Origin of the sequence: Streptomyces sp. SJL17-4 (genome assembly GCF_036826855.1) — a bacterium.
GTDB lineage: Bacteria > Actinomycetota > Actinomycetes > Streptomycetales > Streptomycetaceae > Streptomyces.
Genome location: NZ_CP104578.1, coordinates 6,712,911 through 6,739,420, shown reverse-complemented (window position 1 = coordinate 6,739,420; position 26,510 = coordinate 6,712,911). Strand labels below are relative to the sequence as shown.

25 protein-coding genes and 1 pseudogene are annotated in these 26,510 nt (G+C 72.1%); 5 read left to right on the top strand and 21 right to left on the bottom strand.

Going from position 1 to position 26,510, the window contains the following annotated elements:
* Positions 1 to 27 precede the first annotated feature (27 nt).
* The 6 genes from der to N5875_RS30295 all read right to left on the bottom strand — a co-directional run bounded on the left by der (position 28) and on the right by N5875_RS30295 (position 5,408).
* Positions 28 to 1,476, bottom strand: coding sequence for a ribosome biogenesis GTPase Der (der, locus tag N5875_RS30320; RefSeq protein WP_318207028.1), 1,449 nt, complete (start codon positions 1,474 to 1,476; stop codon positions 28 to 30).
* A gap of 70 nt (positions 1,477 to 1,546) precedes the next feature.
* A complete protein-coding gene (locus N5875_RS30315; RefSeq protein WP_318207375.1) occupies positions 1,547 to 2,134 on the bottom strand; it encodes a lysophospholipid acyltransferase family protein in 588 nt (195 codons plus the stop codon).
* A gap of 53 nt (positions 2,135 to 2,187) precedes the next feature.
* Entirely contained in the window at positions 2,188 to 2,862 is a 675-nt protein-coding gene (gene cmk / locus N5875_RS30310; protein WP_338497350.1) for a (d)CMP kinase, read from the bottom strand.
* 521 nt (positions 2,863 to 3,383) lie between these two features.
* Entirely contained in the window at positions 3,384 to 4,472 is a 1,089-nt protein-coding gene (locus N5875_RS30305) for a prephenate dehydrogenase (RefSeq protein ID WP_318207030.1), read from the bottom strand.
* Positions 4,469 to 4,831, bottom strand: a complete 363-nt coding sequence (gene aroH, locus N5875_RS30300; RefSeq protein WP_030315684.1) for a chorismate mutase — start codon at positions 4,829 to 4,831, stop codon at positions 4,469 to 4,471. The genes N5875_RS30305 and aroH overlap by 4 nt, the downstream gene beginning before the upstream one ends.
* A gap of 136 nt (positions 4,832 to 4,967) precedes the next feature.
* Complete coding sequence (locus N5875_RS30295) at positions 4,968 to 5,408, bottom strand: YidB family protein (RefSeq protein ID WP_318207031.1); 441 nt, start codon at positions 5,406 to 5,408, stop codon at positions 4,968 to 4,970.
* 110 nt (positions 5,409 to 5,518) lie between these two features.
* Between N5875_RS30295 and N5875_RS30290 the strand changes: the two genes are divergently transcribed.
* The 3 genes from N5875_RS30290 (at position 5,519) to N5875_RS30280 (ending at position 7,205) form a co-directional block, all read left to right on the top strand.
* Positions 5,519 to 5,854 (top strand): DUF952 domain-containing protein, encoded by a 336-nt coding sequence (locus N5875_RS30290; RefSeq protein WP_318207032.1) that lies wholly within the window; start codon positions 5,519 to 5,521, stop codon positions 5,852 to 5,854.
* A gap of 65 nt (positions 5,855 to 5,919) precedes the next feature.
* Complete coding sequence (locus N5875_RS30285) at positions 5,920 to 6,411, top strand: Rieske 2Fe-2S domain-containing protein (protein ID WP_338499312.1); 492 nt, start codon at positions 5,920 to 5,922, stop codon at positions 6,409 to 6,411.
* A gap of 104 nt (positions 6,412 to 6,515) precedes the next feature.
* Entirely contained in the window at positions 6,516 to 7,205 is a 690-nt protein-coding gene (locus N5875_RS30280) for a nucleotidyltransferase domain-containing protein (RefSeq protein WP_338497345.1), read from the top strand.
* Here the strand turns inward: N5875_RS30280 and N5875_RS30275 are convergent.
* The 6 genes from N5875_RS30275 to N5875_RS30250 all read right to left on the bottom strand — a co-directional run bounded on the left by N5875_RS30275 (position 7,202) and on the right by N5875_RS30250 (position 12,020).
* A complete protein-coding gene (locus N5875_RS30275) occupies positions 7,202 to 7,999 on the bottom strand; it encodes a nucleotidyltransferase domain-containing protein (protein ID WP_318207034.1) in 798 nt (265 codons plus the stop codon). The genes N5875_RS30280 and N5875_RS30275 overlap by 4 nt on opposite strands.
* Before the next feature lie 3 nt (positions 8,000 to 8,002).
* Positions 8,003 to 9,034: an ADP-ribosylglycohydrolase family protein gene (locus tag N5875_RS30270; RefSeq protein WP_338497343.1), complete on the bottom strand. Its 1,032-nt coding sequence runs from the start codon at positions 9,032 to 9,034 to the stop codon at positions 8,003 to 8,005.
* Positions 9,031 to 9,753 carry an NUDIX domain-containing protein gene (locus N5875_RS30265; protein WP_318207036.1) on the bottom strand — a complete coding sequence of 241 codons (723 nt, stop codon included), beginning with the start codon at positions 9,751 to 9,753 and terminating at the stop codon, positions 9,031 to 9,033. Before N5875_RS30265 ends, N5875_RS30270 begins: the two co-directional genes overlap by 4 nt.
* Positions 9,754 to 9,812: 59 nt before the next feature.
* Positions 9,813 to 10,892 carry an AAA family ATPase gene (locus tag N5875_RS30260; RefSeq protein ID WP_338497341.1) on the bottom strand — a complete coding sequence of 360 codons (1,080 nt, stop codon included), beginning with the start codon at positions 10,890 to 10,892 and terminating at the stop codon, positions 9,813 to 9,815.
* Positions 10,889 to 11,539: a nicotinamide riboside transporter PnuC gene (pnuC, locus tag N5875_RS30255; RefSeq protein ID WP_338497339.1), complete on the bottom strand. Its 651-nt coding sequence runs from the start codon at positions 11,537 to 11,539 to the stop codon at positions 10,889 to 10,891. Before pnuC ends, N5875_RS30260 begins: the two co-directional genes overlap by 4 nt.
* Positions 11,540 to 11,633: 94 nt before the next feature.
* On the bottom strand, positions 11,634 to 12,020 hold the full coding sequence (locus N5875_RS30250; RefSeq protein ID WP_338497337.1) for a TetR-like C-terminal domain-containing protein: 387 nt from the start codon (positions 12,018 to 12,020) through the stop codon (positions 11,634 to 11,636).
* A 36-nt stretch (positions 12,021 to 12,056) separates the two neighbouring features.
* Between N5875_RS30250 and N5875_RS30245 the strand changes: the two are divergent.
* Positions 12,057 to 12,688: pseudogene (locus N5875_RS30245) on the top strand (hypothetical protein); the annotation flags it as partial.
* 86 nt (positions 12,689 to 12,774) lie between these two features.
* Here the strand turns inward: N5875_RS30245 and N5875_RS30240 are convergent.
* From N5875_RS30240 to N5875_RS30200, 9 genes are all read right to left on the bottom strand, one after another.
* On the bottom strand, positions 12,775 to 14,118 hold the full coding sequence (locus N5875_RS30240) for a pseudouridine synthase (protein ID WP_338497335.1): 1,344 nt from the start codon (positions 14,116 to 14,118) through the stop codon (positions 12,775 to 12,777).
* Positions 14,118 to 14,723 carry an SMC-Scp complex subunit ScpB gene (gene scpB / locus N5875_RS30235; RefSeq protein ID WP_338497333.1) on the bottom strand — a complete coding sequence of 202 codons (606 nt, stop codon included), beginning with the start codon at positions 14,721 to 14,723 and terminating at the stop codon, positions 14,118 to 14,120. Before scpB ends, N5875_RS30240 begins: the two co-directional genes overlap by 1 nt.
* Positions 14,720 to 15,829, bottom strand: a complete 1,110-nt coding sequence (locus tag N5875_RS30230; RefSeq protein WP_318207041.1) for a segregation/condensation protein A — start codon at positions 15,827 to 15,829, stop codon at positions 14,720 to 14,722. Before N5875_RS30230 ends, scpB begins: the two co-directional genes overlap by 4 nt.
* 44 nt (positions 15,830 to 15,873) lie before the next feature.
* Positions 15,874 to 16,386: a hypothetical protein gene (locus tag N5875_RS30225; RefSeq protein WP_318207042.1), complete on the bottom strand. Its 513-nt coding sequence runs from the start codon at positions 16,384 to 16,386 to the stop codon at positions 15,874 to 15,876.
* Entirely contained in the window at positions 16,371 to 17,396 is a 1,026-nt protein-coding gene (locus N5875_RS30220; RefSeq protein WP_037637819.1) for a ParA family protein, read from the bottom strand. Before N5875_RS30220 ends, N5875_RS30225 begins: the two co-directional genes overlap by 16 nt.
* A 449-nt stretch (positions 17,397 to 17,845) precedes the next feature.
* Complete coding sequence (gene ald, locus N5875_RS30215) at positions 17,846 to 18,961, bottom strand: alanine dehydrogenase (RefSeq protein WP_318207043.1); 1,116 nt, start codon at positions 18,959 to 18,961, stop codon at positions 17,846 to 17,848.
* A 147-nt stretch (positions 18,962 to 19,108) separates the two neighbouring features.
* On the bottom strand, positions 19,109 to 21,094 hold the full coding sequence (locus tag N5875_RS30210; RefSeq protein ID WP_338497330.1) for a tetratricopeptide repeat protein: 1,986 nt from the start codon (positions 21,092 to 21,094) through the stop codon (positions 19,109 to 19,111).
* A 568-nt stretch (positions 21,095 to 21,662) separates the two neighbouring features.
* Complete coding sequence (locus N5875_RS30205) at positions 21,663 to 22,295, bottom strand: NUDIX hydrolase (protein WP_338497327.1); 633 nt, start codon at positions 22,293 to 22,295, stop codon at positions 21,663 to 21,665.
* A gap of 89 nt (positions 22,296 to 22,384) precedes the next feature.
* Positions 22,385 to 24,043: a CTP synthase gene (locus N5875_RS30200; RefSeq protein ID WP_318207046.1), complete on the bottom strand. Its 1,659-nt coding sequence runs from the start codon at positions 24,041 to 24,043 to the stop codon at positions 22,385 to 22,387.
* A gap of 593 nt (positions 24,044 to 24,636) precedes the next feature.
* On the opposite strand from N5875_RS30200, the gene N5875_RS30195 reads away from it, so the two are divergent.
* Positions 24,637 to 26,439, top strand: a complete 1,803-nt coding sequence (locus tag N5875_RS30195) for a glycoside hydrolase family 15 protein (protein WP_318207047.1) — start codon at positions 24,637 to 24,639, stop codon at positions 26,437 to 26,439.
* Positions 26,440 to 26,510 lie beyond the last annotated feature (71 nt).

The following is a 26,510-nucleotide window of genomic DNA, read 5'->3' as shown; positions in this document are numbered from 1 at the left end:
CCTCAGTCCGTGCCCGGCACGGGGGGACTACTTCTTGCGGCCGCGCTTCTCGCGCACCCGGACCGAGATGTGGATCGGGGTGCCCTCGAAGCCGAACTCCTCGCGGAGGCGGCGCTCGATGAAGCGGCGGTAGCCGGCCTCCAGGAAGCCGGAGGCGAAGAGCACGAAGCGGGGCGGCTTGGTGCCCGCCTGCGTGCCGAAGAGGATGCGGGGCTGCTTGCCGCCGCGGATCGGGTGCGGGTGGGCCGCGACGATCTCACCGAGGAAGGCGTTGAGCCGACCGGTGGGGACGCGGGTCTCCCAGCCGGCGAGGGCGGTCTCGATGGCCGGGACCAGCTTCTCCATGTGGCGGCCGGTCTTGGCGGAGACGTTGACGCGGGGCGCCCAGGCGACCTGCTGCATCTCGGTCTCGATCTCGCGCTCGAGGTAGTAGCGGCGCTCCTCGTCGAGCTCGTCCCACTTGTTGTAGGCGATGACGATGGCGCGGCCCGACTCGACCGCCATCGTGATGATGCGCTGGTCCTGGACGGAGATGTTGTCGGTGGTGTCGATGAGGATGACGGCCACCTCGGCCTTCTCGACGGCGGCGGCCGTCCGCAGGGAGGCGTAGTAGTCCGCGCCCTCCTGGAGGTGGACCTTCTTGCGGATACCGGCGGTGTCGACGAACTTCCACGTCACGCCGCCGAGCTCGATCAGCTCGTCGACCGGGTCGCGGGTGGTGCCGGCCAGCTCGTTGACGACGACGCGGTCCTCGTTCGCCACCTTGTTGAGCAGCGAGGACTTGCCGACGTTCGGGCGGCCGATGAGGGCGATACGGCGCGGGCCGCCGACGGCGTTGCCGAAGCGCTGCTCGGGGGCCTCGGGCAGCTTCTTCAGGACCTCGTCGAGGAGGTCGCCGGTGCCGCGGCCGTGCAGCGAGGAGACGGGGAACGGCTCGCCGAGGCCCAGGGACCACAGCATGGCCGCGTCAGCCTCGCCGGACTGTCCGTCGACCTTGTTGGCAGCGAGGACGACCGGCTTCCCGGCGCGGCGCAGCAGCTTGACGACGGCCTCGTCGGTGTCGGTGGCGCCGACGGTGGCGTCGACGACGAAGAGACAGGCGTCGGCGGCCTCGATGGCGAATTCGGCCTGGGCGGCGACGGAGGCGTCGATGCCGAGGACGTCCTGCTCCCAGCCGCCGGTGTCGACGACCTTGAAGCGGCGCCCGGCCCATTCGGCCTCGTAGGTGACGCGGTCGCGGGTGACGCCCGGCTTGTCCTCGACGACGGCCTCACGGCGGCCGATGATGCGGTTCACCAGGGTCGACTTGCCGACGTTCGGACGGCCGACGACGGCGAGGACGGGGAGCGGGCCGTGGCCCGCCTCCTCGATCGCGCCCTCGATCTCTTCGACGTCGAAGCCTTCTTCGGAGGCGAGCTCCATGAACTCCGCGTACTCGGCGTCGCCAAGTGCCCCGTGGTCGTGCTGGTCGTTCATGAAGTCCGTTCCTTGATCATTCGTGGTCGGTGGGTCCCCGGGCCGCGGGGCCCACTACTGAAAGTCTCGCTCAGCGCCCGGTGAGGCGCCTGGCGTTTTCCAGGTGGTCGGTGAGCTTCCCCTGGATTCGTACGGTGGCCTCGTCGAGCGCCTTGCGCGTGCGGCGGCCGGAGCCGTCACCCGCGTCGAAGGCGTCACCGAAGACGACGTCGACGCGGGCACGCAGCGGAGGCAGTGCCTTGACCAACCGTCCGCGGCGCTCGGTGCTTCCCAGGACGGCCACCGGGACGATCGGCGCGCCGCTGCGGACGGCGAAGTAGGCGAGGCCGGCGCGCAGCGAGGCGAAGTCGCCGTCGCCCCTGGTTCCCTCGGGGAAGATCCCGAGGACGCCGCCCTGCTCCAGGACGCCCAGGGCGTTGCCTATCGCGTTCCGGTCGGTGCTGTCGCGGTCCACCTTGACCTGCCCGATGCCCTCCAGGAAGGGCCCGAGGGGTCCGACGAAGGCTTCCTTCTTGATGAGGAAGTGCACCGGGCGCGGTGCGGTGCCCATGAGCATGGGGCCGTCGATGTTGTGCGCGTGGTTGACGGCGAGGATGGCGGGGCCGGAGGCCGGCACCCGCCAGGCGCCGAGGACGCGCGGCTTCCAGAAGCCGTACATCAACCCGATGCCGATGCGTCGGCCGACGGCGGCGCCCTTCTCGGAGGGCACGGTCACTTGGCGGCTCCGCGCTTCTCGTCCACCAGGGTGACGACGCACTCGATGACCTGGTCGAGGGTGAGCTCGGTGGTGTCGACCTCGACGGCGTCGTCGGCCTTGGCGAGCGGCGAGGTCTTCCGGCTGGAGTCGGCCGCGTCCCGCTTGACCAGCGCTTCCTTCGTCGCCTGTACGTCGACGCCCTTGAGCTCGCCGGAGCGGCGGGCGGCACGGGCCTCGGGCGAGGCGGTGAGGAAGATCTTGAGGTCGGCGTCGGGCAGGACGGTGGTGCCGATGTCCCGGCCCTCGACGACGATGCCGCGCTCGGCGCTGCGAGCGATGGACCGCTGGAGCTCCGTGATCAGGCTCCGCACCTCGGGGACGGCGCTGACGGCGCTGACCTTGGAGGTGACCTCTTCGGTACGGATCGGGGCGGCGGCGTCGGCGCCGTCGACGGTGATGGTGGGCCGCGCCGGGTCGGTGCCGGAGACGATGACCGGCTTGGCGGCGGCGTTGGCGACGGCCTCGGCGTCGTGGACGTCCACGCCGTTGCTGATCATCCACCAGGTGATCGCCCGGTACTGGGCGCCGGTGTCGAGGTAGCTCAGACCCAGCTTGGCGGCGACCGCCTTCGAGGTGCTGGACTTGCCCGTGCCGGAGGGCCCGTCGATGGCGACGATCACGGATTCCACGGTGGGAACACCTTCCTGGGGTGAGTGTCTGGACCCGGCGGAGATGCGGGGGACCTCCACAAGGTTACCGAGTCCCCAGCCCCCATTCGGCCCAGCCCACAGGCCCCCCACCCACCGCCGTCGCGACCACCCGCCCGGACCCGTCCCCCCGCCCACCCCGTTGTGGGCAACTGTTCCGCTGGGGCGGAACGGGTGGGCACAACGGACGGCGCCCCTTGCCGGGCCTAGGCTTCCGCGCCTGAACCCGCACCGGGTGCGCGCCGCACAACAGGGTGCGGGGCCAGGCACAAAGGGCGGAGGCGCCGCCAGAGGGCGCCGTCCCGTGTGCCCACCCGTCCCGCCCTGGGGGTCCCCCCGGACGAAGTCTGGGGGAGGGACGATTGCCCACACGGCGGTGAGTGGCGGCGCGGCCCGCACAGCGGCGGGGGCGGCGGTCCGTGCGGGCAGGGGCGCGGGTCCCGGTGCGAGGCGTGGGCGCGGTCCCGCTGCGAGGGGCGGCCCCACTGTCGGGGCCGGGCGCGTCAGGTCGTTCGGAGGGCCCAGCCGCGTTCCTGCAGCGCCGCCCCCAGCACCGCCGCCGCCGACGGATCCACCATCAGCTGGACCAGACCCGCCTGCTGCCCGGTCGCGTGCTCGATGCGGACGTCCTCGATGTTGACCCCCGCACGACCCGCGTCGGCGAAGATCCGGGCCAGCTCGCCCGGCTGGTCGCTGATGAGGACGGCGACCGTCTCGTACGCGGTGGGCGCCGCGCCGTGCTTGCCGGGGACACGGGAGCGGCCGGCGTTGCCGCGGCGCAGCACGTCCTCGACGCCCGAGGCGCCGTCCCGGCGCTTGTCCTCGTCGGCGGACTGGAGGGAGCGCAGGGCGCGGACGGTCTCGTCGAGGTCGGCGGCGACGCCGGAGAGGACGTCGGCCACGGGGCCGGGGTTCGCGGAGAGGATCTCGACCCACATGCGCGGGTCCGAGGCCGCGATCCGGGTGACGTCCCGGATGCCCTGCCCGCACAGCCGTACGGCCGACTCGTCGGCCTCCTCCAGGCGCGCGGCGACCATCGACGACACCAGCTGCGGAGTGTGGGAGACCAGGGCGACCGCGCGGTCGTGGGCGTCGGCGTCCATGACGACGGGGACGGCCCGGCACAGCGCGACGAGCTCCAGGGCGAGGTTGAGGACCTCGGTGTCGGTGTCCCGGGTCGGGGTGAGCACCCAGGGGCGTCCCTCGAAGAGGTCCGCGGTCGCGGCGAGCGGGCCCGAGCGCTCCTTGCCGGACATGGGGTGCGTACCGATGTACGGGGTGAGGTCGAGGCCCAGGGCCTCCAGCTCGCGCTTGGGGCCGCCCTTGACGCTCGCCACGTCGAGGTAGCCGCGGCCGAGCCCGGCGGTGATGGCCTCGGCGAGGGTGGCGGCGACGTGCGCCGGGGGTACGGCGACGATGACGAGGTCCACGGGGCCCTCGGGCGCCTCGTCGGTGCCGGCGCCGAGCGCGGCGGCCGTGCTGGCGCGCGCCGGGTCGTGGTCGCGCAGATGGACGGTGACGCCCCGGCCCGCGAGGGCGATCGCGGCGGAGGTGCCGATCAGTCCGGTGCCGATGACGAGCGCTGTTCTCACTGGGCGATGTCCTTGCGCAGAGCGGCCGCGGCGCCGAGGTAGACGTGCGCGATCCGGGACTTGGGAAGTTCGGTCTCGACGTGGGCGAGGAGCCGGACGACCCTCGGCATCGCGCCCTCGATGTCGAGCTCCTGCGCGCAGATCAGGGGGACGTCGACGATGCCGATGCGGCGGGCCGCGGCGGCGGGGAAGTCGCTGTGGAGGTCGGGGGTGGCCGTGAACCAGATGCTGATGAGGTCGTCGGCGTCGAGTCCGTTGCGCTCGAGGACGGCGGTGAGCAGCTCTTCGACCTGCTCGCTCATGTGTCCGGCCTCGTCCCGCTCCAGCTGGACGGCTCCTCGGACCGCTCGTACCGCCACGTCGTGCTCCTTCGCCTGCGTCAGTGCTCCGTTCAGCCTAGTCAGGGGCCGGAGGACGTGCCGGGGCGCCCGCCCTCCGAGACGGAGGACGGGCGCCCGCGAGCGCCTTCGGAGCCGAACGGGCCGGGAGGTCGGGTCAGAGCTTCTGCTCCCGGATGATGTCCTCCAGGGAGCCCTGGGGCATCGAGCCGGTCGGGGTCAGCTTGTCGACGGCCTGCGGCAGCGACTGCGCGATCTGGTCGGCGGCCTCCTGCGGGCTGACGCCGGCGTCCTGGGCGACCTGCCGCAGGGTGTCGTCCGGGAGGGCGTCGGCGATCTGGGCTCCGCTGACGGGCTGGTTCTCACCGGTGCCGACCCAGGACCGGGTCTGGTCGGTGAGGCCCGACCTGGTCAGCATGTCGAGGAGGCCGCCGAGCGGGTTCGCGCCGTCGGCGCCGCCCGTGCCCTTGCCGCCGGCGAGGGCGCCGATCAGGGAGCCGAGGATGCCGCCGGCGCCTCCGCCGCCACCACTGCCCTGCCCGCCGCCGGCACCTCCGAGGAGACTCCCGAGGAGACTGCCGAGGTCGTTTCCCGCCATGGTCCTGCCTTTCGTCCGGTCCGGAACAGGCCCAATGTCACCCGAACCGGTATGTTCCGCCACTCGGGGTAGGGGCCGGCACCGTGATCCCGCGCGATAGAACTGTCGACATGTTGCTGCACGTCGTCACCCTCGCCGACTGGTCCGCCGCCCCCGATGCCCCGTACACCCCGGCGTCCCTCGCCGCCGAGGGCTTCGTCCACTGCTCGCCGGACGAGGCCGCGGCCCTCGCGATCATCGACGCCCGCTACCAGGACGTGCCGGGCCCGCTCCTTGTGCTGGTGATCGACGAGGAGCGGCTGGCCGGGGAGGTCCGCCGGGAGGGCTCGGGAGGGACGCTCTTCCCCCATGTGTACGGGCCGATCGAGCGGGAGGCGGTGACCTCGGTCCTGGAGGTGCGGCGGGACGCGGACGGCCGTGCGAGGGAGCTGACACCCCGGGTGTAGGCGTGTTGCGGGACCCCTTGGCTCCGCGGCGCCAAGGTGGCCGTATGACTTCACACGTCACCAACCTGACTGCACGCGCCACGAGCCGCCGTACCGTCCTGGTCGCGGCCGCGGCCCTGACGGCGGGCTGCGGCTCGGACGACGGAGGCGACGGCGGTACGACCACCAGCGCCCCGGCCACCCCGAGCGCGCCCGCCGGCACGAGCGCCCCGGCGACCCCCGGCACGAGCGCCCCCGCCGAGACGAGCGCCTCCGCCGCCGCTCCGAGCGGCAAGGCCCTGGCCAAGACCGCCGACATCCCGGTCGGCGGCGGCACGGTCTTCGCCGCGGAGAAGGTGGTCGTGACCCAGCCCACGGCGGGTGAGTTCAAGGCGTTCTCCGCCGTCTGCACCCATCAGGGCTGTCTGGTGAACAAGGTCGCGGACGGCACCATCGACTGCCCCTGCCACGGCTCCAAGTACCGCATCACCGACGCCTCGGTGGTGGCGGGACCGGCTCCGCGTCCGTTGCCGGCCGAACAGATCACCGTCTCGGGGGACTCGATCACGCTGGCCTAGCCCCGCTCGATCACCCCGACACAGCCCTGACACAGCTCTGGCACAGCCCTGGCGTGCACAGCCCTGACAGGGCCTTGTCAGAGCCCTGCCGTAGCCTGACCGGCATGACTCCGGACGAGCTGGTGCGCGACCACACGATCTACTCCTGTGTGATGGGCTCGCGCGCCTTCGGTCTCGCGACCGAGGGCAGCGACACGGACGTCCGGGGCGTGTACCTCGCCCCGACGCCGTTGTTCTGGCACTTCGACAAGCCCCCCGCGCATGTGGAGGGACCGGGCGAGGAGCAGTTCAGCTGGGAGCTGGAACGCTTCTGCGAGCTGGCCCTCCGCAACAACCCGAACGTCCTGGAGTGCCTCCACTCCCCCGTGGTCGAGTACGTCGACGACCTCGGCCGCGAACTGCTCTCGCTGCGCGGCGCCTTCCTCTCCCGGCAGGCCCATCAGACCTTCGTCCGTTACGCGGGCGGGCAGCGCCGCAAGCTCGACGCGGACGTCCGCCAGTACGGCCACCCGCGCTGGAAGCACGCCATGCATCTGCTGCGGCTGCTGACCAGCTGCCGGGACCTGCTGCGCTCGGGCGAGCTGCGGATCGACGTGGGCGAGGACCGCGAGCGTCTCCTCGCGGTCAAGCGCGGCGAGGTGACCTGGCCCGAGGTCGAGTCCTGGATGAACCGCCTCCAGGAGGAGGCCGACCGCGCCCTCGACGCGACCCCGCTCCCGGCGACACCGGACCACGCGCGCGTGCAGGACTTCCTGATCCGCGCGCGCCGCTCCTCGGCGACGGACGTGCTCTAGGGGGTGTCCGAGGTGTTCGACCGCGCCCGTACGACCAGGTCGTGCAGCAGTCCGTGGGCGCGTACCGGCGTCTCCCCCAGCCCGGACGCGGCCTGTGCCTCGTCCAGGACCCCGTGCAGGGCCTCCGTCTCCGCCCGTACGTCCTCGATCGCCACCTCCGCGAGCCCGTGCTCCGCCGCCGCCTTCGCCGCGACGAGGTCGGGCAGCCGGGCGGGCGCCTCGGCGACCTCCTCGGCCAGGGTCGGCAGATGGGCCTGCACCTCGCCCGCCCGCATCAGGTGGATGCCGGTGAGCAGCGCCCGGTAGGTGTAGAGCAGCGGCTTGAGCTCGCCGCTGCGCTCGAAGAGCCGCCACTGGGTGCCGGCGAAGCCCCGGTAGTGGTGGGCGTGGTGAGGGGTGAGCACCTCGGGCACGAGCGAGACCAGCTCCGCGTGGGTCTCCGTGGTGTGCGCGACGAGCGGGGAGGTGAGCTGCTCCAGGACGTAGCCGTTGCGGCGCAGCATCAGCCGGGCGAACTTCCGCAGGTCGTGCGTGACCAGGTCCATCTCGACGCCGTCCCGGTCCCACATCCGGCTGCGGGTCTCCTCGGGCTCGCGCAGCCCGATCAGCGCGTCCACCGGCAGCAGGTGCGCGCCGCGCAGGTCCACGTCCGAGTCGCGGGAGGGGAACCCGTACAGGTGCGCGCCGGAGACGGTCGCGAAGAGCAGGGGGTCGGGCTGTTCGGCCACGACGGCGGCGAGGTCGACGTCGAGGACGGACCCCTCGGACCCGGCGGACATGAGGGAGAGCGTCATCGGTCAAGCATCCCAGAGCGCGCCGAAGGTCAGGAGGTCGCTCCGGTACTCGATGCGCTCCTCCCACTCCTTGGGCCAGGCGTCCGCGCCGAGGTGGGCGCCGGCGAAGGCGCCCGCGAGGGCGGCGATGGAGTCGGAGTCGCCCCGGGTGCAGGCGGCCCGGCGCAGCACGGTGAGGGGCTCGTCGGGGAAGAGGAGGAAGCAGAGGAGCCCGGTCGCGAGGGCCTCCTCGGCGATCCAGCCGTCACCGGTGTACGTACAGGGGTCGAGCTCGGGGTCGGCCGTGCGCTGGACGGCGTCGAGGCGCTCCAGGACGGCCAGGCACTCGTCCCAGCCGCGCCGGATGAAGGAGAGCGCGGAGGGGTCCTGGGAGCGGGTCCAGAGGTCGCCGAGCCAGTGCTCGTGGTAGCGGGAGCGGTTCTCGAACGCGTACGAGCGCAGCTGTCCGACGAGTCCGGCCGGGTCGACGCCCTGGGCGAGGAGGTACACGGCGCGGGCGGTGAGGTCGGAGGCGGCGAGCGCGGTGGGGTGGCCGTGGGTCAGGGCCGCCTGGAGCTGGGCGGCGCCGGCCCGCTGCTCCTCGCTGAGCCCGGGGACGAGGCCGATGGGGGTGACGCGCATGTTGGCGCCGCAGCCCTTGGAACCGAGCTGGCTGGCGTCCTGCCAGGGCCGGTCGCCGTCGAGGAGCCGGCAGGCGCGGAGGCAGGTGTTGCCGGGGGCGCGGTTGTTCTCCGGGGAGTGGTACCAGTCGACGAACTCGTCCCGGACGGGCCTGGCGAGCCGCAGGGGGGCGAGCACTCCCCGGTCCATCGCCGTGCGGATGCCGCGGGCGAAGGCGAGGGCCATCTGGGTGTCGTCGGTGACGTACGCCTTTCCGTTCCTGACGGGCAGCGGCATCTCCCGCCAGGGCCCGAACGAGGCCAGGATCGACGGCACGTCCTTGAACTCGGTCGGGAAGCCCAGCGCATCGCCGAGCGCCAGCCCGATCAGGGAGCCGGTCGCGGCCTGCTTGGTCGCGGTGCGGGTCGGGTTCATGTGGATCGTCCTTCCGGTCGCAGGAGGGGCGGGTGGAGGGTGGTTGCCTCACCCGCCCGGTAGAGAGCGGCCGGTTTCCCCCGTCCGCCGGTGAGGCGCGGCGGTCCTTCCACGGCCTGGACGAAGCCGGGCGTGGCGAGGACCTTGCGCCGGAAGTTGGGGCGGTCGAGCTCGACGCCCCAGACCGTCTCGTAGACCTGCCGCAGCTCGCCGAGGGTGAACTCGGGCGGGCAGAAGGCGGTCGCGAGGCAGGTGTACTCCAGCTTGGCGCCGACCCGTTCATGGGCGTCGGCGAGGATGCGGTCGTGGTCGAAGGCGAGCGGCCCGTGCTTCCCGTACGGCATCCACCGGGCCTGTGCCGCGTCTCCACCGCCGCGCGGTTCGGGTGCGTCGGGTACGAGCGCGGCGAAGGCGACGGAGACGACCCGCATCCTCGGGTCGCGGTCGGGCTCGCTGTAGGTGCGGAGCTGTTCGAGGTGGAGTCCGGCGACGGTGGCGTCGGAGAGCCCGGTCTCCTCGGCGAGTTCGCGGCGGGCGGCCCGCTCGGCGGACTCGCGGGGCAGGACGAAGCCGCCGGGGAGGGCCCAGTGTCCGGCGTACGGCTCCTGGCCGCGCTCGACGAGCAGGACGTGGAGGCGCTCCTCGCGGAGGGTGAGGACGGCGAGGTCGACGGTGACGGCGAACGGCTCGAAGGCGTACGGGTCGTAGCCCTCGGGCACGCCTGCCGGCCCCGGCCCGGGCGTGCTCCCCGGCCCTCCGCCCGGCACCTGGTCGCCGTTCACCGGCGCTCCGGCAGCGGGTCGGCGAGGTCCCAGCCCTCGGCGAGCAGCTCGTCGACGGCGGCGACCGCGGCCGCGAGCCGTTCCTCGTGCGGGCCGCTGAGGACGGCGGTGCGGCGTCCGCTGTGGGCGAGCTGGGTGAGGAAGCGCGCGGTCATCCAGGGCCGCAGGTGCTCCCCGTCGCGGAGGCCGTCGTCCTCGAAGTCGACGCCCCGGTGGTCGGTGAGCAGCCAGAGATGCTGCCGGCCGCGGGCGGCGATCTCGCCGGTGGCGGGGCTGGTGGTGCCCATGTACCGCTCGTGCCAGATGGTGGTGGCGAAGGCGTCGGTGTCGCAGAAGAGGACGGGTGAGCCGTCGCGGGCCGCCTCTTCCTCCAGTTCGGCCTGGCGCTGGGCGATGACGGGGAAGTCGGAGGAGTGGAAGGCGACGTCGGCCCATGCGGCGTCGGGGCGTTCGGCCCGGAGCTCGGCGAGTCTGAGTTCGCTGTACTCGCGTCCGTACTCCGGCACGTACCGCGTCCGGGCCCAGACGCCGCCGCGCTTGCGGTAGTGGTCGGCGAGGGCGAGGGCCATGGTGGTGGTGCCGGTGGATTCGGCGCCGAGGACGACGACGCGCCGGGTGAGCGCGGAGCGCACGGGCGGCTCCAGGAAGTCCCAGCAGCCGGCGGGGTCGGCGCGGACGGCGGTGCCGGAGACGGGGAAGCGGTCGCGCCCGGGGTCGACGCAGACGGACTCGGCACCGAAGCGGCGGGCGAGCTCCTCCCCGTACGGCTCCGAGGTGAAGACGGCGTCGACGCGCTCGGGCACGGCGGCCCGGAAGACGGCCATGTGGGCGTCCCAGACGTCGGGGTCGTGGAGGTCGACGGGGATGTCGTCGACGGCTCCGACGACGAGGGCGTCGGGGTGGACCTCGCGCATCCAGGCGACCCGGTCCTCCAGGGGGAGGCTCTCCACGGAGGAGGCACAGACGAGGACGGTGAGGCGCTCGCAGCGGTCGAGGGCCGTGTCGACGAGATGGTGGTGACCGGCGTGCGGCGGATAGAACTTGCCGAGGACGAGGCCGTGTCCGTAGCGCTTCATGCTGCCTCCACCACCGTGCGGCGGGAAACGGCGAGGTCCTTGGTCCAGCCGCGCAGGCCGAGGACGCAGAGCGTCATGAAGCCGACGTACAGCAGGGAGGTCAGGTACAGCTCCTTGTACGCGTACAGGGGTACGTAGACCACGTCGGCGGCGATCCACAGCCACCAGGACTCCAGGCGCTTCCGGCACTGGCCGTAGGTCGCCATCAGGGAGAGCGCGGTCGTCAGGGCGTCCCAGAAGGGGACGGTCGAGTCGGTGGCACGGTCGAGCAGCAGGGTGAGGGCAAGGGTCCCCACCACCCCCGCCGTGAGCAGCCACGTCCACTCGGTGCGCGTGGTGCGGCGCACCGGGAGGACGTCGGAGCCTGGTCCACCCCCGTGGGTCCAGGTCCACCAGCCGTACACGGCGAGGGTGATGAAGACGATCTGGAGCCCGGCGTCCGCGTACAACCCGGCCTGCGTGAAGAGCAGGACGAAGAACAGGTTGTTGGCGATGCCGATGGGCCAGTTCGCGAGGTGCTGACGGGCGACGAGCCAGACGCAGAGCGCCCCGCTGCCGAATCCCAGGACCTCGGTCCAGCTGACCGGGGTGTCCAGGATCGTGAAGAGCGGCTGCTGGAGCGGTTCGAGAATGCTTGCGAGGCTCACGCCCGCCTCCTTAAGAGTCATGTTGACTATAAAGGTCGACGGTCTTCGGCCACAAGCCCGAAAACCCCGGGGCGCCGAGGGCGGGCCGGGAGCCTCAGCCGGCCGTCGCCCCGCGCTGCCGCACCAGCGGCAGACAGACCTCGTCGGCGATCTCGACGAGCACCTCGTCGGGCACCGTGGGCACCCCCCGCACCACGAACTCGTTGCGGAGCAGCACGACGGCCACCGTGGCGACCCTCGGATGCAGGGCCTCCGGCGAGGCCTCGCCGCGCGCGACCGCGCGCCCCAGGACGGTCAGCCAGGTGGCGGCCACGGAATCGGTGGACTGCTCGGGCAGCTGCGCCAGGAACTCCGCCGCACCCCCGGCCGCGGCCATCAGCTCATGCAGAACCGCGCCCAGCGGGGAGCTCCAGTGCCGGTTCGCCCCGCGGAGCAGTTCGAGAACGTCGGCCCGCAGCTCCCCCGTGTCGGGCGGCTGCACCGAGGTGACCAGCCGCCGGTAGCCGGCGACGCCGAGCGCGAGCTCCGGATCATCCGGGACGACCTGCACCGCACGGCGGTCCGCGTCACCGGCGGTGATCCCGAGCGGATCGAACTGGCGGCGGCGTTCGCCCTCGATCTGGGCCTTGAGGTCTGGTTCTCGCCGTACCCGCTGGAACGCGTCGACTGGACGCCCTTCGACTTCCTGTCCGTGGATCTCTACCGCTCGGCGGGGACCGCCGAGGTCTTCGGGGCGGGGGTCCGGGAGCTCGTCGCCCAGGGCAAGCCGGTCGCGATCACCGAGTTCGGCTCCGCGACCTTCCGGGCGCGGGCGACGCCGGCGCGCGCGGACTGGAGATCGTCGAGTACGACACGGAGGACGGGCGGCCGATCCGCCTGAACGGGGAGTACGCGCGCGACGAGGCCGGCCAGGCGGCCTGCGTCCGCGAACTCCTGGAGATCTTCGACACCGAGGGCGTCGACAGCGCCTTCGTGTTCGTCTTCGCCCTCCACGACCATGTGCACCGCCCCGACGGCGACCCGTGGAACGACCTGGACCTGGCGAGCTACGGCGTCGTGAAGGTCTACGAGGACCGCGCGGGGACCGCGTACCCGGACATGGGGTGGGAGCCGAAGGCCGCGTTCGCCGCCGTCGCCGGGCACTACCGGGCGCACGAGAAAACGGAAGCCCGCGACCGACGGACGGTCGCGGGCTTCGCGCGTGGAGCAGGCCTGGGGCCTGCGGGCCTAGGGCCCTACATGCCGACTTCCTTCATCAGCATGCCGACCTCCGTGTTGGTGAGCCGGCGCAGCCAGCCCGACTTCTGGTCGCCCAGGCCGATCGGGCCGAAGGCCGTACGGACCAGCTTCTCGACCGGGAAGCCCGCCTCGGCGAGCATGCGGCGCACGATGTGCTTGCGGCCCTCGTGCAGCGTGACCTCGACCAGGTAGTTCTTGCCGGTCTGCTCGACCACGCGGAAGTGGTCGGCCTTCGCGTAGCCGTCCTCCAGCTGGATGCCGTCCTTGAGCCGCTTGCCGACCTCACGGGGCAGCGGGCCGGTGATGGCGGCCAGGTAGGTCTTCTTCACGCCGTACTTCGGGTGCGTGAGGCGGTGGGCCAGCTCACCGTGGTTGGTGAGCAGGATGATGCCCTCGGTCTCCGTGTCGAGCCGGCCGACGTGGAAGAGGCGCGTCTCACGGTTGGTGACGTAGTCGCCGAGGCACTGGCGGCCGTCCGGGTCCTCCATGGTGGAGACGACACCGGCCGGCTTGTTCAGCGCGAAGAACAGGTACGACTGGGTGGCGACGGTCAGGCCGTCCACCTTGATCTCGTCCTTCTCCGGGTCGACGCGCTTGCCCTGCTCCAGGACGATCTCGCCGTTGACCTCGACACGGGCCTGCTCGATGAGCTCCTCGCAGGCACGCCGCGAACCCATGCCGGCGCGCGCCAGGACCTTCTGCAGCCGCTCGCCCTCCTGCTCGGCGCCGGGGAAGGTCTTCGGGGTCTTGATCTCCGGCCGGTTCTCGTACCGCTCCCGGTTGCGCTGCTCGATCTTGGCGTCGAGCTCGCGCGAGCGGGCCGGGGCCTGGCGCTGGCCGTGCGGGCCACGACGGGGCGGCATGCCGCCCTGAGGGGCCTTGGGGCCGCCCTTGGCACCGCCGCGGGCCGCGGAGCCGCGACCCTTCTTCGGGGCCTCGGAGGGGGGGCTCACGTCGTAGGAGCGCTCCTCGGGGCGAGGCCGGCGCGGGTTGCTCGGGCTCTTCTGACCGTCACGGCCGCCGCCGCCCTGGTAACCACCGCCACCGGAGCCGGAGCCGCTGCCGCCGCGGTACCCGCCACCGCCGCCACCCTGGTAGCCACCGCCACCGGAGCCACTGCCGCCGCGGTAGCCGCCACCGCCCTGGTAGCCACCGCCACCGGCGCCGCTGCCACCACGGCCGCCACCGCTGCCACTGCCGCCACCGGAGCCCCGGTAGCCGCCACCGCCGGCGCCGCTGCCACCGCGGCCGCCACCGCTGCTGCCGCCGCGGCCGCCGCTGTTGCCACCACGGCTCCCGCCGTTGTTTCCGCTGCTGTTCCTGCCGCTGCTGCTTCGCATCAAACTTCCGTCTTGTCGTCGTCGTCCTCACGATCCGGTGCATCCGGATCGAACGACGGGACTCCTTCCAGTGAGTCCGGCTCGACCGCCTCGGCCTCGGGGAGGAAGGGCGCGAGCTCGGGGAGCTCGTCCAGGCCACGCAGGCCCATCCGCTCCAGGAAGTAGTTCGTCGTCCTGTACAGGATCGCACCTGTTTCGGGTTCCGCGCCCGTCTCCTCCACCAGACCCCTCTGGAGGAGGGTCCGCATCACGCCGTCGCAGTTCACTCCGCGGACCGCGGAGACCCGGGAACGGCTGACCGGCTGGCGGTACGCGACGACCGCGAGGGTCTCCAGGGCCGCCTGGGTGAGCCGGGCCTGCTGGCCCTCCAGGACGAAGGCCTCGACGGCCGCGGCGTGGGCGGCGCGGGTGTAGTAGCGCCAGCCCCCGGCCACCTGCCGCAGCTCGAAGCCGCGGCCCTGGACGGTGTACTCGTCGGCCAGCTCGCGCAGGGCGTCGGCCACCTCGCGGGGGGTGTGCTCCAGGACCTTGGCGAGATGGGCCTCGGTGGCGGGCTCGTCGACGACCATGAGGACGGCTTCGAGAGAGGGCTTGAGGTCGCTCATGCGGTGGTCTCCTGGTCGAACTCGTCGGTCACGGCCCCCGTGGGATCCGTCTCCCCGCCGGTCCAGGAGACCGTGAGGTCCCCCAGGGCGGTCTCCTGGTCGAGGGCGACGGCCTTCTCCCGGTAGAGCTCCAGGAGGGCGAGGAAGCGGGCCACGACGGTGAGGGTGTCGTCGCCGACGTCCTCGATGAGCTCCCGGAAGAGCGCCGTCCCGCGCTCCCGCAGCAGCGAGACGACCACGGCCGCCTGCTCGCGGACGCTGACGAGCGGGGCGTGGATGTGGTCGACGTACACCTGCGGCTCGGCCTTGGGCTGCATGGCCTTGACGGCCAACTTGGCGAAGCCCTCGGCACCGATGGAGATGACGACCTCGGGGAGCAGCTCGGCGTGGTGCGGTTCGAGTCCGACCGTACGGGGGTGGCGGCGGCCCTCGGCCTCCCAGCGCTCCTCGAAGATCGCCGCGATGCGCTTGTACGCGCGGTACTGGAGGAGCCGGGCGAAGAGCAGGTCGCGGGCCTCCAGGAGCGCGAGGTCGGCCTCGTCCTCGACCTCGGCGGCGGGCAGCAGCCGGGCGGCCTTGAGGTCGAGCAGGGTGGCGGCGACGACGAGGAACTCGGTGGTCTGGTCGAGGTCCCCGTCGGGCCCGAGGGCCCGCAGATGCGCCATGAACTCGTCGGTGACCTGGGAGAGCGCGACCTCGGTGACGTCGAGCTTGTGCTTGGTGATCAGCTGCAGCAGCAGATCGAAGGGCCCCTCGAAATTGGCGAGCCGCACGGTGAACCGCCCGTCGCCGGGCTCAGCGCCGGGCCCGGCCGCACCGCCGTCCCCCTCCCCCGCGACCGGAGGGCCGGCAGGAGCCGCGAAGGGCACCGGAGCCGGCTCCACAACCCCAGGAGGCACCGGACCGGGCTCCACCGGCTCAGGAGGCGCCGCAGCGTGCTCCAAGGGCCCGTGAGACGCCGGAGCCGGCTCGGTCGCCACCGCGGCCACCACCGCCCCGGATGGCGCGGGAGCCACCGGTGCGGCCGACTCCTCCGGCTCGCCCGGGCCGCGCCCCAGGACGCGGCGACGTGGCGGGCGGGACGTTTCGTCAGAGGCGTGGTGCATGGAGGTCCAGGGGAACGGGGAGCGCGGCAGCCCGCAGGCTACCGTCAGCGGCCGCGCAGACGGCGCACGAGGATGCTCGCGTCGCCGCGGGACTCCAGGTCCGCCAGGACGACCGCGACGGCCTCCCGGACGATCCGGCCCCGGTCCACGGCGAGACCGTGCTCGCCCCGGAGGACGAGCCGGGCGTGCTCCAGGTCCATCAGTTCCTCGGCGGAGACGTAGACCGTGATCTTCTCGTCGTGGCGCTCACGGCCGCTGGGCCGCCGGTTCGGGGCCCGGCCGCCGCGCCGCCGCCCCGCGGGGGCGGGCACCGCGGCGGAGGGCGTCGCGGGCTTCGGAGCGGCGGGGCCCTCGGGCTCCGCCGTCCGGGCGCGCGGCTCCGACGCCTCGGAGCCCGCCGCCGCGTGCTCCGCGGAGCCGGAGCCCTCGGCCGCCGTCGTGTCGCTCTCGCCCGCGGGTGCCGGGACGGCCCGGCGGGGTGCGGACGCCTGGAGCGCCGTCCCCCCGGTCGTACGGAAGAGTTCGTCGGCCCCGGGCAGACTCACTCGGCGTGACACCGGGCGAGCACCTCCCTGGCGAGCTGACGATAGGCGGCGGCGCCCACGGAGTTGGAGGCGTACGTGGTGATGGGCTCGCCGGCGACCGTGGTCTCCGGGAAGCGCACCGTCCGGCCGATGACCGTGTGGTACACGTGGTCGTCGAAGGCCTCGACGACGCGCGCGAGGACCTCACGGCTGTGCACGGTACGGGAGTCGTACATCGTGGCGAGGATGCCGTCGAGCTCCAGCTCGGGGTTGAGCCGCTCCTGGACCTTCTCGATGGTCTCGGTCAGCAGCGCCACTCCGCGGAGCGCGAAGAACTCGCATTCCAGCGGCACGATGACCTTGTGAGCCGCCGTCAGGGCGTTCACGGTCAGCAGACCGAGCGAGGGCTGACAGTCGATCACGATGTAGTCGTAGTCGTTCATCAGCGGCTTGAGCGCGCGCTGGAGCGTCGACTCGCGCGCGACCTCGCTGACGAGCTGGACTTCGGCGGCCGAGAGGTCGATGTTGCTCGGCAGCAGGTCCATGTTGGGTACGGCGGTCTTGAGGAGGACCTCGTCCGCCGACATGCCCCGCTCCATGAGCAGGTTGTAGACGGTGAGGTCGAGCTCCATCGGGTTCACGCCGAGGCCGACCGACAGGGCTCCCTGCGGGTCGAAGTCGACGAGCAGCACCCGCCGTCCGTACTCCGCGAGCGCGGCACCCAGGTTGATGGTCGACGTGGTCTTGCCGACGCCGCCCTTCTGGTTGCACATCGCGATGATCTTCGCGGGGCCGTGGTCCGTCAGCGGACCGGGGATCGGGAAGTACGGCAGGGGCCGTCCCGTCGGGCCGATCCGCTCGCGGCGCTGACGGGCAGCGTCGGGTGCGAGGGTGGCCGCGTACTCGGGGTCGGGCTCGTACTCGGCGTCGGGGTCGTAGAAGTGCCCCTCGGGCACCTCGTCAAAGGCGGCGAAGTGGGTGGACTCTCGGCCCATCTCGTTGCCGGCCGTGGCGTTCACGTGTAGGCCGTCCATCGTCTTCATCGTGTGGGCTGTCGTCATGGGCTGGTGCGTCGCGAAGGTCCGCACCGCGACGGAGCCGATCGGAGCACCTGGCGCACCGCTCCCGGGAGTAATTGTCGACTCATTCACAAGTCGTCTTACCTCCTTGGATGTCACCAGGAACATTTATCGATAGGTCAGCGTGGCACCATGCCGACGGTTGGCGACTCTATGGCGTGTCACCGCTCCGCAGCAACACAATCCGCCGGACCCGGCCCGATGTGTCGGCAACCGAACACCTCTCTGTCAAGGGTGCACAGGCATGCATCCACACGTTTCAGGGGTGTGCGAAACGGTTAAAGGGTTACGTTCGAGGCGAGTTGGCCGAACGTTCCGGCGGGTCCGGACACGCGTCCGGCCGGACCTTGTCGAACAAGGTCCGGCCGGGTGTGTGGCATTGACGGCACGCGTTGACGGCGGTGCCGCGAGGGTCAGCCCAGGAGGGTGCTCAGCTCGACGTGCTCGAGGCCGTGCGCCTCGGCGACCTCCTTGTAAACCACCTTGCCGTCATGGGTGTTGAGGCCCAGACCGAGCGCGGCGTCGCGGCGCAGCGCCTCGACCCAGCCGTTGTTCGCCAGCGACACGATGTAGGGCAGCGTGGCGTTGGTGAGGGCGTAGGTGGAGGTGTTCGGGACCGCGCCGGGCATGTTGGCGACGCAGTAGAAGACCGAGTTGTGGACCTGGAAGGTCGGCTCGGCGTGGGTGGTCGCGTGCGAGTCCTCGAAGCAGCCGCCCTGGTCGATCGCAATGTCGACAAGGACACTTCCGGGCTTCATCTTGGCGACGAGCTCGTTGGTGACCAGCTTCGGGGCCTTGGCGCCCGGGATGAGGACGGCGCCGATGACGAGGTCGGCCTCGACGACGGCCTTCTCCAGCTCGAAGGCGTTGGAGACGATCGTCTTCACCTTGGTGCCGAAGATCTTGTCGGCCTCGCGGAGCTTGTTGATGTCGCGGTCGAGCAGGGTCACGTGGAAGCCCATGCCGACGGCGATCTGGGTGGCGTTCCAGCCGGAGACGCCACCGCCGATGACGACGCACTCGCCGGCGTGGGTGCCGGGCACGCCGCCGGGGAGGACGCCGCGGCCGCCGACCGAGCGCATCAGGTGGTAGGCGCCGACCTGCGGGGCCAGCCGGCCCGCGACCTCGGACATCGGGGCGAGCAGCGGGAGCGCGCGGTTCGCGGTCTCGACGGTCTCGTACGCGATGGCGGTGGTGCCGGACGCCAGGAGCGCGTCCGTGCACTCCTTGGAGGCGGCGAGGTGCAGGTAGGTGAAGAGCGTCTGGTCCTTGCGGAGGCGGTGGTACTCCTCCGCGATGGGCTCCTTGACCTTGAGCAGCAGGTCGGCCGTGGCCCAGACCTCGTCGGCGGTGGGGAGGATCTCGGCGCCGGCGGCGACGTACTCCTCGTCCGTGATCGAGGAGCCGACACCGGCGTTCTGCTCGACGAAGACCTGGTGGCCGTGGCGGACGAGCTCGTGGACACCGGCAGGGGTGATGGCCACGCGGAACTCGTTGTTCTTGACCTCGCGGGGGATGCCGACCTTCATCGTCGATCACGGTCCTTGAATCAGGGGGGATACATGGGGCACTGCGATACATACCCGGATGCATTGCGGCGCACCGGGGCAGACCACGTTCGAACGCGGCGCACCCAGTCTAATGAAGGAGTTCCCGCTGTCTAGCCTTTCAAAGTACTAATCTTCGATCGACCCACTGCGGATTTCGTAGGCAGAGGATTCCGTTTCCAGCAGTCTTTCGGCCGCGGCCCTGTGCAGCCCGGCCGCGGCCGGGTCGCCGAGCCGGTCGAGGGTGTCGGCGAGCCGCAGCTGGAGCGCGGCCTGGAGCCGCTTGTCCTGGGCGCGCCGGGCCCACTCCACCGCCTCCTCGCAGGTCCGGAGGGATTCCTCGGGCCGTCCCGCGTACTCCTGGACCCGGGCGGCCTCGCTCAACGCCCGTGCGTAGCCGGGGAGATCGTCGAGTCGTCGGTAGCCGGACGCGGCGGCCCGCCAGTTCCGCAGGGCCTCGCCGTACCGGCCCGCGTAGGTCTGTACGGCGCCCAGGCGGGCGTACAGCCTGGCCTGATCCGCCCGCTCGTCCCGGGCGAGGCGCTGCGCGAGCGCCCGCCCGTACCAGTCGCCGGCCCGCTGCCAGTCCCCCAGCTCCTGATAGGAGCCACCTACGGATTCCATTGCGCGACCGGTCGCGTACGGGTCATTTGCTGCGCGTCCGGCATCCAAAGCCGACCGATATCGCAGCAGAGCGTCCTTCGTCCTGCCGGTGCGGGCGTCGAGATCGGCCAGGTTCAGCAGGGCGGCGGCCCGCTCACGGTGCAGCCCTCGCCGCTCGGCCACGTCCAGGACCAGCTGGTGCAGCCCGTACAGCTGGGGCGCGGCCGCCTCGGCCCCCCGGTGCGCGGCGAGCGCCCTGACCAGGGAGGCGACGAGCCGGCGGGCGAGGGTGTCGAGCTCCCCGTCGGCGACGGCGAGCCGGGCGGAGGCCAGCAGGAAGGGCTCCCGGGAGCGCAGCCAGTCGGCCCCTGCGGCGGCGGTGGGGAAGCGCAGGGCGCGCGGCAGGCCGGCCAGCTTCCGGCGGGCCGGCGAGCCCTCGGGTTCGGTGACCGCACGGCAGGACTGGAGGAGCCGTACGGTCCGCTCCAGCATCCGGGCCCGGGCGAGCTGCACCTCGGCGGGCCGGTCGCGCTCCTCCAGCTGAGCGCGAAGGAGGGGGACGAGATGGCCGGGGACCTCGTACTGCCCGTCCTCGCCGCCTTCGAGGAGCCCCAGGGCGGCGAAGTCGGCGAGCGTGGTGGCCGCGGCCGAGACGGAGCAGCCGGCCAGGGCGGAGGCGATGTGGGCGTCGGCCCGGCCGAGGGGGGCGAGGGAGAGGTATCGCAGTATCCGGGCGGCGGTCGCGGGCAGCGCCTCGTGGGCGAGCGAGAAGGCACGGGTCAGCGGATCGCCACTGAGCGCACGGAGCCGCTTGGCGAGGTCGGCGACGGAGGCCTTGGGCCTGGTGGAGAGCCAGCCGCCGGCCAGCACGACCGCGGCGGGCAGCCCGCCGCACTCCTCGACGAGCGTCTCGGCGGCCTGCGGATCGACCGTGATGCGTACGGAGCCGGTGAAGGCGGTGAGCAGCTCGATGGCCGACTTGGGGTCGAGCCCGCCGAGGGTGCAGGGCCGTACGTCGGGGATGCCGGTGAGCGGTCCGCGGGCGACGCCGATCACCAGTGAATCGGGGTTGTCGGGGATGAGCGGATCGGCGTGCTCGGCGTCGACGGCGTCGTCGAGGACGAGGACGGCCCGGCGCTCGCCGAGCGCCGCGCGGACCAGTTCGGTCAGCTCGTCCTCGGCGGCGCCGGGGGGCTCGGTGACCCCGAGCGCGGCGAGGAGTTCCTGGGCGGCCCGGGCGGTGGAAACGGGGGCGCCGCCGGGCTCGGTGAGCCGGGCGCGGAAGATCCCGTCGGGGTACTGGTCGGTGAGTCCGGCGGCGAGTTCCTCGGCGAGCGCGGTCCGCCCGGAGCCGGGCTTTCCGGCGATGAGGAGGACGCGGGCGCGGGGTGCCTTGCGGCCGGTCAGGGTGTCGAGGCCGGTCCGCTCGATGTCGGCGCGCAGGGCCTTCAACTCCCGCTGCCGGCCGAAGAACTGCCGGCTGCCGGCCGCCGCCACCGCCTGATCCGTCACGGGCCACGCTCCCGTCCACCTGCGCACGAGCCGATCCCGCGGGGGGCTCCGCACGGGCGATCCCGAGCGTAGTTCAGGGCGTGTACCGGACCTGGCGGAGCACGACGAACACGTCCCCCGATCGGATCAGCGGATGTTCACACCACTACCCCGCCCGTTATGGGCAATCGTTCCTCCCCCGGAGTCCGTCCGGGGGACCCCCAGGGGCGCGTTGTGGGCAATCGTTCCGCAGGGCGGAACGGGTGGGCACAACGGAACGGCGCCCCCTGCCGGGCCTAGGCTCCCGCGCCTGAACCCGCACCACAGGTGCGGCGCACAGTCGGGTGCGGGCCCGGGCACAAGGGGCGGAGGCGCCGCCAGAGGGCGCCGTCCCGTGTGCCCACCCTCCCCCAGACTCCGTCCGGGGGACCCCCACCGCTCTGCGGGACGATTGCCCACACGGGCGGTGGTGCGACGAGCGCGGGCACGCGAGGCGCACCGCCCACACGGGCCCGGGGCCACCCCCGCACAGGCCCGGGGCCTCGGCCCGCAGGGGCCCGGGAGCCACGCCCGCAGGCCCCCGGAGGGGCTACGCCTCGAAGGGGCGGGCCGGCCAGGGCGCGTTCGCCGGGCGGAGCGACTCCAGCCCCCCGCCCCCACCCGCCCGCACCGCCGCAAGCGACAGCACCCCCACCACCAGGCAGTTGTTGTGCAGCTCCCCCGCCAGGACCCCCCGCACCAGCTCCCCCAGCGGCACCCGCGCCAGCTCCATGTCCGACTCCTCGTCGGAGACCTCGTACCGCACCCCCTCCGCCTCGGAGAGCCCGCGCGCGAGGAAGATCCGTACGGCCTCGTCGCAGCCGCCCGGAGTCGTGTAGACGTCGGTCAGGACCCGCCAGTCCTCGGCCTTGACGTGCGCCTCCTCGTACAGCTCGCGCTGGGCGGCGTGCAGCGGGTTCTCACCGGGCACGTCGAGGAGTCCCGCCGGGATCTCCCAGAGCTTCTGCCGCACCGGGTGCCGGTACTGCTTCAGCAGCAGGACCCGGTCCTGGTCGTCGAGGGCCAGGACGGCCACCGAGCCGGGGTGGACCTGGTAGTCGCGGCGCGCGACCGTGCCGTCCGGCATGACCACGTCGTCCGTGCGGACACTCGTCTTGTTTCCCTGGAACGGGGTCGTCGTCGCGACGACCCGCCACTCCTCCGGGGTGTCCTGCAACTCCATGTGAACGTCCTCCCACATACGAACCACATACGAAAGCCGGGGTACAGGTCCGTCAGGACCCGTACCCCGGCAACGTTAACGCCCGGCGACTACTTGGCCGGCTTGCCCGTCTTACGCTCCACGGCCGCCTTCACCAGGCCGGCGAAGAGCGGGTGCGGACGCGTCGGACGCGAGCGCAGCTCCGGGTGCGCCTGGGTGGCGACCAGGTAGGGGTGGACCTCGCGCGGGTACTCGACGTACTCGACGAGCTTGTTGTCCGGGGAGGTGCCGGAGAAGACCAGACCGGCCTTCTTCTCCAGCTCCGCGCGGTACGCGTTGTTGACCTCGTAGCGGTGACGGTGGCGCTCGTCGACGTACGGCTGGTCGTCGTAGACCTCACGGACGATCGAACCCTCGGCGAGCTTCGCCGGGTACAGGCCCAGGCGCATCGTTCCGCCCAGGTCGCCGGCGCCCTCGACGAACGCGAGCTGCTCCTCCATCGTCGAGACGACGGGGTGCGCGGTGGCCGGGTCGAACTCGGTGGAGTTGGCCTCGGGGATGTCGGCCAGGTTCCGGGCCGCCTCGATGACGATGCACTGCAGACCGAGGCAGATGCCGAGCAGCGGCACCTTGTTCTCGCGGGCGAACTGGATCGCGCCGACCTTGCCGCTCACACCGCGGTCGCCGAAGCCACCGGGGATGAGGATCGCGTCGACGTCCCCGAGCTGCTTCTTGGCCCCGGCCGGGGTCTTGCAGTCGTCGGAGGCGACCCACTTGACCTTGACGCGGGCCTTGTTCGCGAAGCCGCCGGCCCGCATGGCCTCGGTGACCGAGAGGTACGCGTCGGGCAGGTCGATGTACTTGCCGACGAGCGCGACGGTGACCTCGTGGTCGGGGTTGTGGACGCGGTCGAGCAGGTCGTCCCAGGTCGTCCAGTCCACGTCACGGAAGGGCAGGTCGAGCTTGCGGACGACATAGGCGTCCAGGCCCTCGGTGTGCAGCACCTTCGGGATGTCGTAGATCGACTTGGCGTCGATCGCGGCGACGACCGCGGCCTCGTCGACGTCGCACATCAGCGAGATCTTGCGCTTGATGGAGGTCGGGACCTCACGGTCGGCGCGCAGCACGATCGCGTCGGGCTGGATGCCGATGTTGCGGAGGGCGGCGACGGAGTGCTGGGTCGGCTTGGTCTTCAGCTCGCCGGAGGGGCCGATGTAGGGAAGCAGCGAGATGTGCACGACGAAGACGTTGTCGCGGCCGACCTCGTGGCGGACCTGGCGGACGGTCTCCAGGAACGGCAGCGACTCGATGTCGCCGACCGTGCCGCCGACCTCGGTGATGACGACGTCGACGTCGTCGGTCGCCATGCGGCGGATCCGGGACTTGATCTCGTTGGTGATGTGCGGGATGACCTGCACGGTGTCACCGAGGTACTCGCCGCGCCGCTCCTTGGCGATGACCTGCGAGTAGACCTGGCCGGTGGTGACGTTGGCCGAGCCGTCGAGGTCGACGTCGAGGAAGCGCTCGTAGTGGCCGATGTCCAGGTCGGTCTCGGCGCCGTCGTTGGTGACGAACACCTCGCCGTGCTGGAAGGGGTTCATCGTGCCCGGGTCGACGTTCAGGTACGGGTCGAGCTTCTGCATCGTGACCCGCAGACCCCGGGCCTTGAGGAGCGCACCCAGGCTGGAGGCGGTCAGGCCCTTGCCGAGGCTGGAGGCGACACCCCCGGTGACGAAGATGTGCTTGGTCGTCGTGGTTTTGGGCGGCATCGCCAAGAGGGGGCTCCCGTGGTCGCGTTCTGGAGGTGCGTACCGGCGTCCCCTCCGGAAGAATCGGGGGGTGCCGTCGCTGCGGTTTCGGGGTCCTCGGCTGTCGCCGTTTCCCACCGGTCCACGGGGTACCAGGGTATCAGCGACATCGGGAGACCGCTTCCGGCCACACGCGGCAGTCGGGTGTTCACGGACGGCGACGCGAGGGCGGACGGGGCCTCCCGGCGAACGGGGGAAGGACCCCCGCGGAACGGGGGGAACGGCCTCCCACTGCGCGAAGGGAGGTTCTCTCACCTGCGACGGACGGACCTTTCACCGGAGAACGGGACCCGTTCACCCGATCGGAGCAACGCCGTCACCGGCGTGATCACCGGGTCACCGGCGTGCGACGTATCCTGCTCGGACAGTGCCCGCCGAGCCGGCCGGCCCGCGGCACCACCCCGCCCTCCCCCAGGGCTGACCGCAGGGGGACCCCTCACACCGGACCGAGATCTCTTGACCGCTGACACACACAGACCCGGCTGACACGCAGCCGGCGCATCTGAGCAAGCGCCCCGCGGGGCGGACGTGGCCGTTCGACTGGAGTGAAGCACGTGGCCGGGCGCATCGAGGATTACGCACTCATCGGAGACATGCAGACCGCCGCCCTGGTCTGCCGCGACGGCAGCGTCGACTGGCTGTGTCTCCCCCGATTCGACTCCCACGCGATCTTCGCCGGGCTGCTCGGCACCGAGGAACACGGATTCTGGCGGGTGGGCCCGGCCACTCCCGACGACGCCGAGCCGGCGCCGGCCGACCGGCGTCGCTACCGGGGCGACTCGCTGATCCTGGAGTCCGAGTGGGACACGCCGCGCGGCACGGTCCGGGTGACCGACTTCATGCCGCCGCGCGACGGCGCCCCGCAGCTGATCCGGATCGTGGAGGGCGTCTCCGGCCGGGTCCGGATGCGCTCCTCGCTGCGGATGCGGTTCAGCTACGGCCGGATCGTGCCGTGGGTCCACAAGGTCGGTGACCGTACGGTCGCCGTCGCCGGACCGGACTCGGTGTGGCTGGACACCGATGCCGAGACCCACGGCAAGGACCTCACGACGTACTCCGACTTCACCGTGAACCCCGGCGACCGGATCACGTTCACGCTCTCCTGGCAGCCCTCCCACAAGGAGCCGCCGGCGCTTCCGGACCCCGAGGGCTCCCTGGAGGCGACCGCCGACTTCTGGCGCGAGTGGGTCGAGCACTGCACGTACCACGGCCCCTACCGCGAGGCCGTGATCCGCTCCCTGATCACCCTCAAGGCGCTGACGTACGCGCCGACCGGCGGGATCGTGGCCGCGCCGACCACCTCGCTGCCCGAGGAGATCGGCGGCGTCCGCAACTGGGACTACCGCTACACCTGGCTGCGCGACGCGGCGATCACGCTCTCCTCCATGCTGCGCACCGGCTACCGCGAGGAGGCCCGCGCCTGGCGGGACTGGCTGCTCCGCGCGGTCGCCGGCGACCCGGAGAACCTGCAGATCATGTACGGCATCGCCGGCGAGCGGGAGCTCGGCGAGGCGGAGCTCGACTGGCTCCCGGGGTACGAGAACTCCGGCCCGGTCCGGGTCGGCAACGGCGCCGCCAACCAGCTCCAGCTGGACGTCTACGGCGAGGTCACCGAGGCCCTCCACCTCGCGCACATGACGGGCCTGTCCCGCAACGACTACGCCTCGCTCCTCCAGATCAAGCTGATCAACTACCTGGAGAAGCACTGGGACCAGCCCGACGAGGGCATCTGGGAGGTCCGCGGCCCGCGCCGGCACTTCGTCCACTCCAAGGTGATGGCGTGGGTGGCCGTCGACCGCACGATCAAGCTCATCGAGTCCGGGGACGCCGACGGCCCGCTGGAGCGCTGGCACGCGCTGCGCGACGAGATCCACCGGGACGTCTGCGAGAAGGGCTACGACCCCGAGCGGAACACCTTCACGCAGTCGTACGGCTCCAAGGAGCTGGACGCCTCGCTGCTGCTGATCCCGCAGATGGGCTTCCTGCCGCCGGACGACAAGCGGGTCATCGGCACGATCGAGGCGATCCAGCGCGAGCTGTCCACGGAGGACGGTTTCGTGCTCCGCTACCCGACCTCCGGCGAGGAGGCCGGCGTCGACGGCCTGGAGGGCGACGAGGGCGCGTTCCTGGCCTGCTCCTTCTGGCTGGCCGACGACCTGGCCATGATCGGCCGGGTGGACGAGGCACGCTCGCTCTTCGAGCGGCTGCTGGCGCTCCGCAACGACCTGGGGCTGCTCGCCGAGGAGTGGGACCCGAGGCTCCAGCGGCAGGTCGGCAACTTCCCGCAGGCCTTCAGCCACGTGCCCCTGATCGACACGGCACTGCGACTGACGGCGAGCGGGGCGTACGGCGGCTGAGGCGGGCCCGCGCGGGGGACGGTACCCGGACCTACGATGAGAAGGTCCCGTCCCCCATGTGAAAGGGGGGC

Bases quoted from the DNA above. Each gene is read 5' to 3' on its own strand.
- der (WP_318207028.1), bottom strand. From the start codon at position 1,476: ATGAACGACCAGCACGACCACGGGGCACTTGGCGACGCCGAGTACGCG.
- N5875_RS30315 (WP_318207375.1), bottom strand. From the start codon at position 2,134: ATGTACGGCTTCTGGAAGCCGCGCGTCCTCGGCGCCTGGCGGGTGCCG.
- N5875_RS30295 (WP_318207031.1), bottom strand. From the start codon at position 5,408: ATGGCGGGAAACGACCTCGGCAGTCTCCTCGGGAGTCTCCTCGGAGGT.
- N5875_RS30290 (WP_318207032.1), top strand. From the start codon at position 5,519: ATGTTGCTGCACGTCGTCACCCTCGCCGACTGGTCCGCCGCCCCCGAT.
- N5875_RS30280 (WP_338497345.1), top strand. From the start codon at position 6,516: ATGACTCCGGACGAGCTGGTGCGCGACCACACGATCTACTCCTGTGTG.
- N5875_RS30275 (WP_318207034.1), bottom strand. From the start codon at position 7,999: ATGACGCTCTCCCTCATGTCCGCCGGGTCCGAGGGGTCCGTCCTCGAC.
- N5875_RS30270 (WP_338497343.1), bottom strand. From the start codon at position 9,034: ATGAACCCGACCCGCACCGCGACCAAGCAGGCCGCGACCGGCTCCCTG.
- N5875_RS30260 (WP_338497341.1), bottom strand. From the start codon at position 10,892: ATGAAGCGCTACGGACACGGCCTCGTCCTCGGCAAGTTCTATCCGCCG.
- N5875_RS30240 (WP_338497335.1), bottom strand. From the start codon at position 14,118: ATGCGAAGCAGCAGCGGCAGGAACAGCAGCGGAAACAACGGCGGGAGC.
- scpB (WP_338497333.1), bottom strand. From the start codon at position 14,723: ATGAGCGACCTCAAGCCCTCTCTCGAAGCCGTCCTCATGGTCGTCGAC.
- N5875_RS30230 (WP_318207041.1), bottom strand. From the start codon at position 15,829: ATGCACCACGCCTCTGACGAAACGTCCCGCCCGCCACGTCGCCGCGTC.
- N5875_RS30220 (WP_037637819.1), bottom strand. From the start codon at position 17,396: ATGAAGACGATGGACGGCCTACACGTGAACGCCACGGCCGGCAACGAG.
- ald (WP_318207043.1), bottom strand. From the start codon at position 18,961: ATGAAGGTCGGCATCCCCCGCGAGGTCAAGAACAACGAGTTCCGCGTG.
- N5875_RS30205 (WP_338497327.1), bottom strand. From the start codon at position 22,295: ATGGAGTTGCAGGACACCCCGGAGGAGTGGCGGGTCGTCGCGACGACG.
- N5875_RS30200 (WP_318207046.1), bottom strand. From the start codon at position 24,043: ATGCCGCCCAAAACCACGACGACCAAGCACATCTTCGTCACCGGGGGT.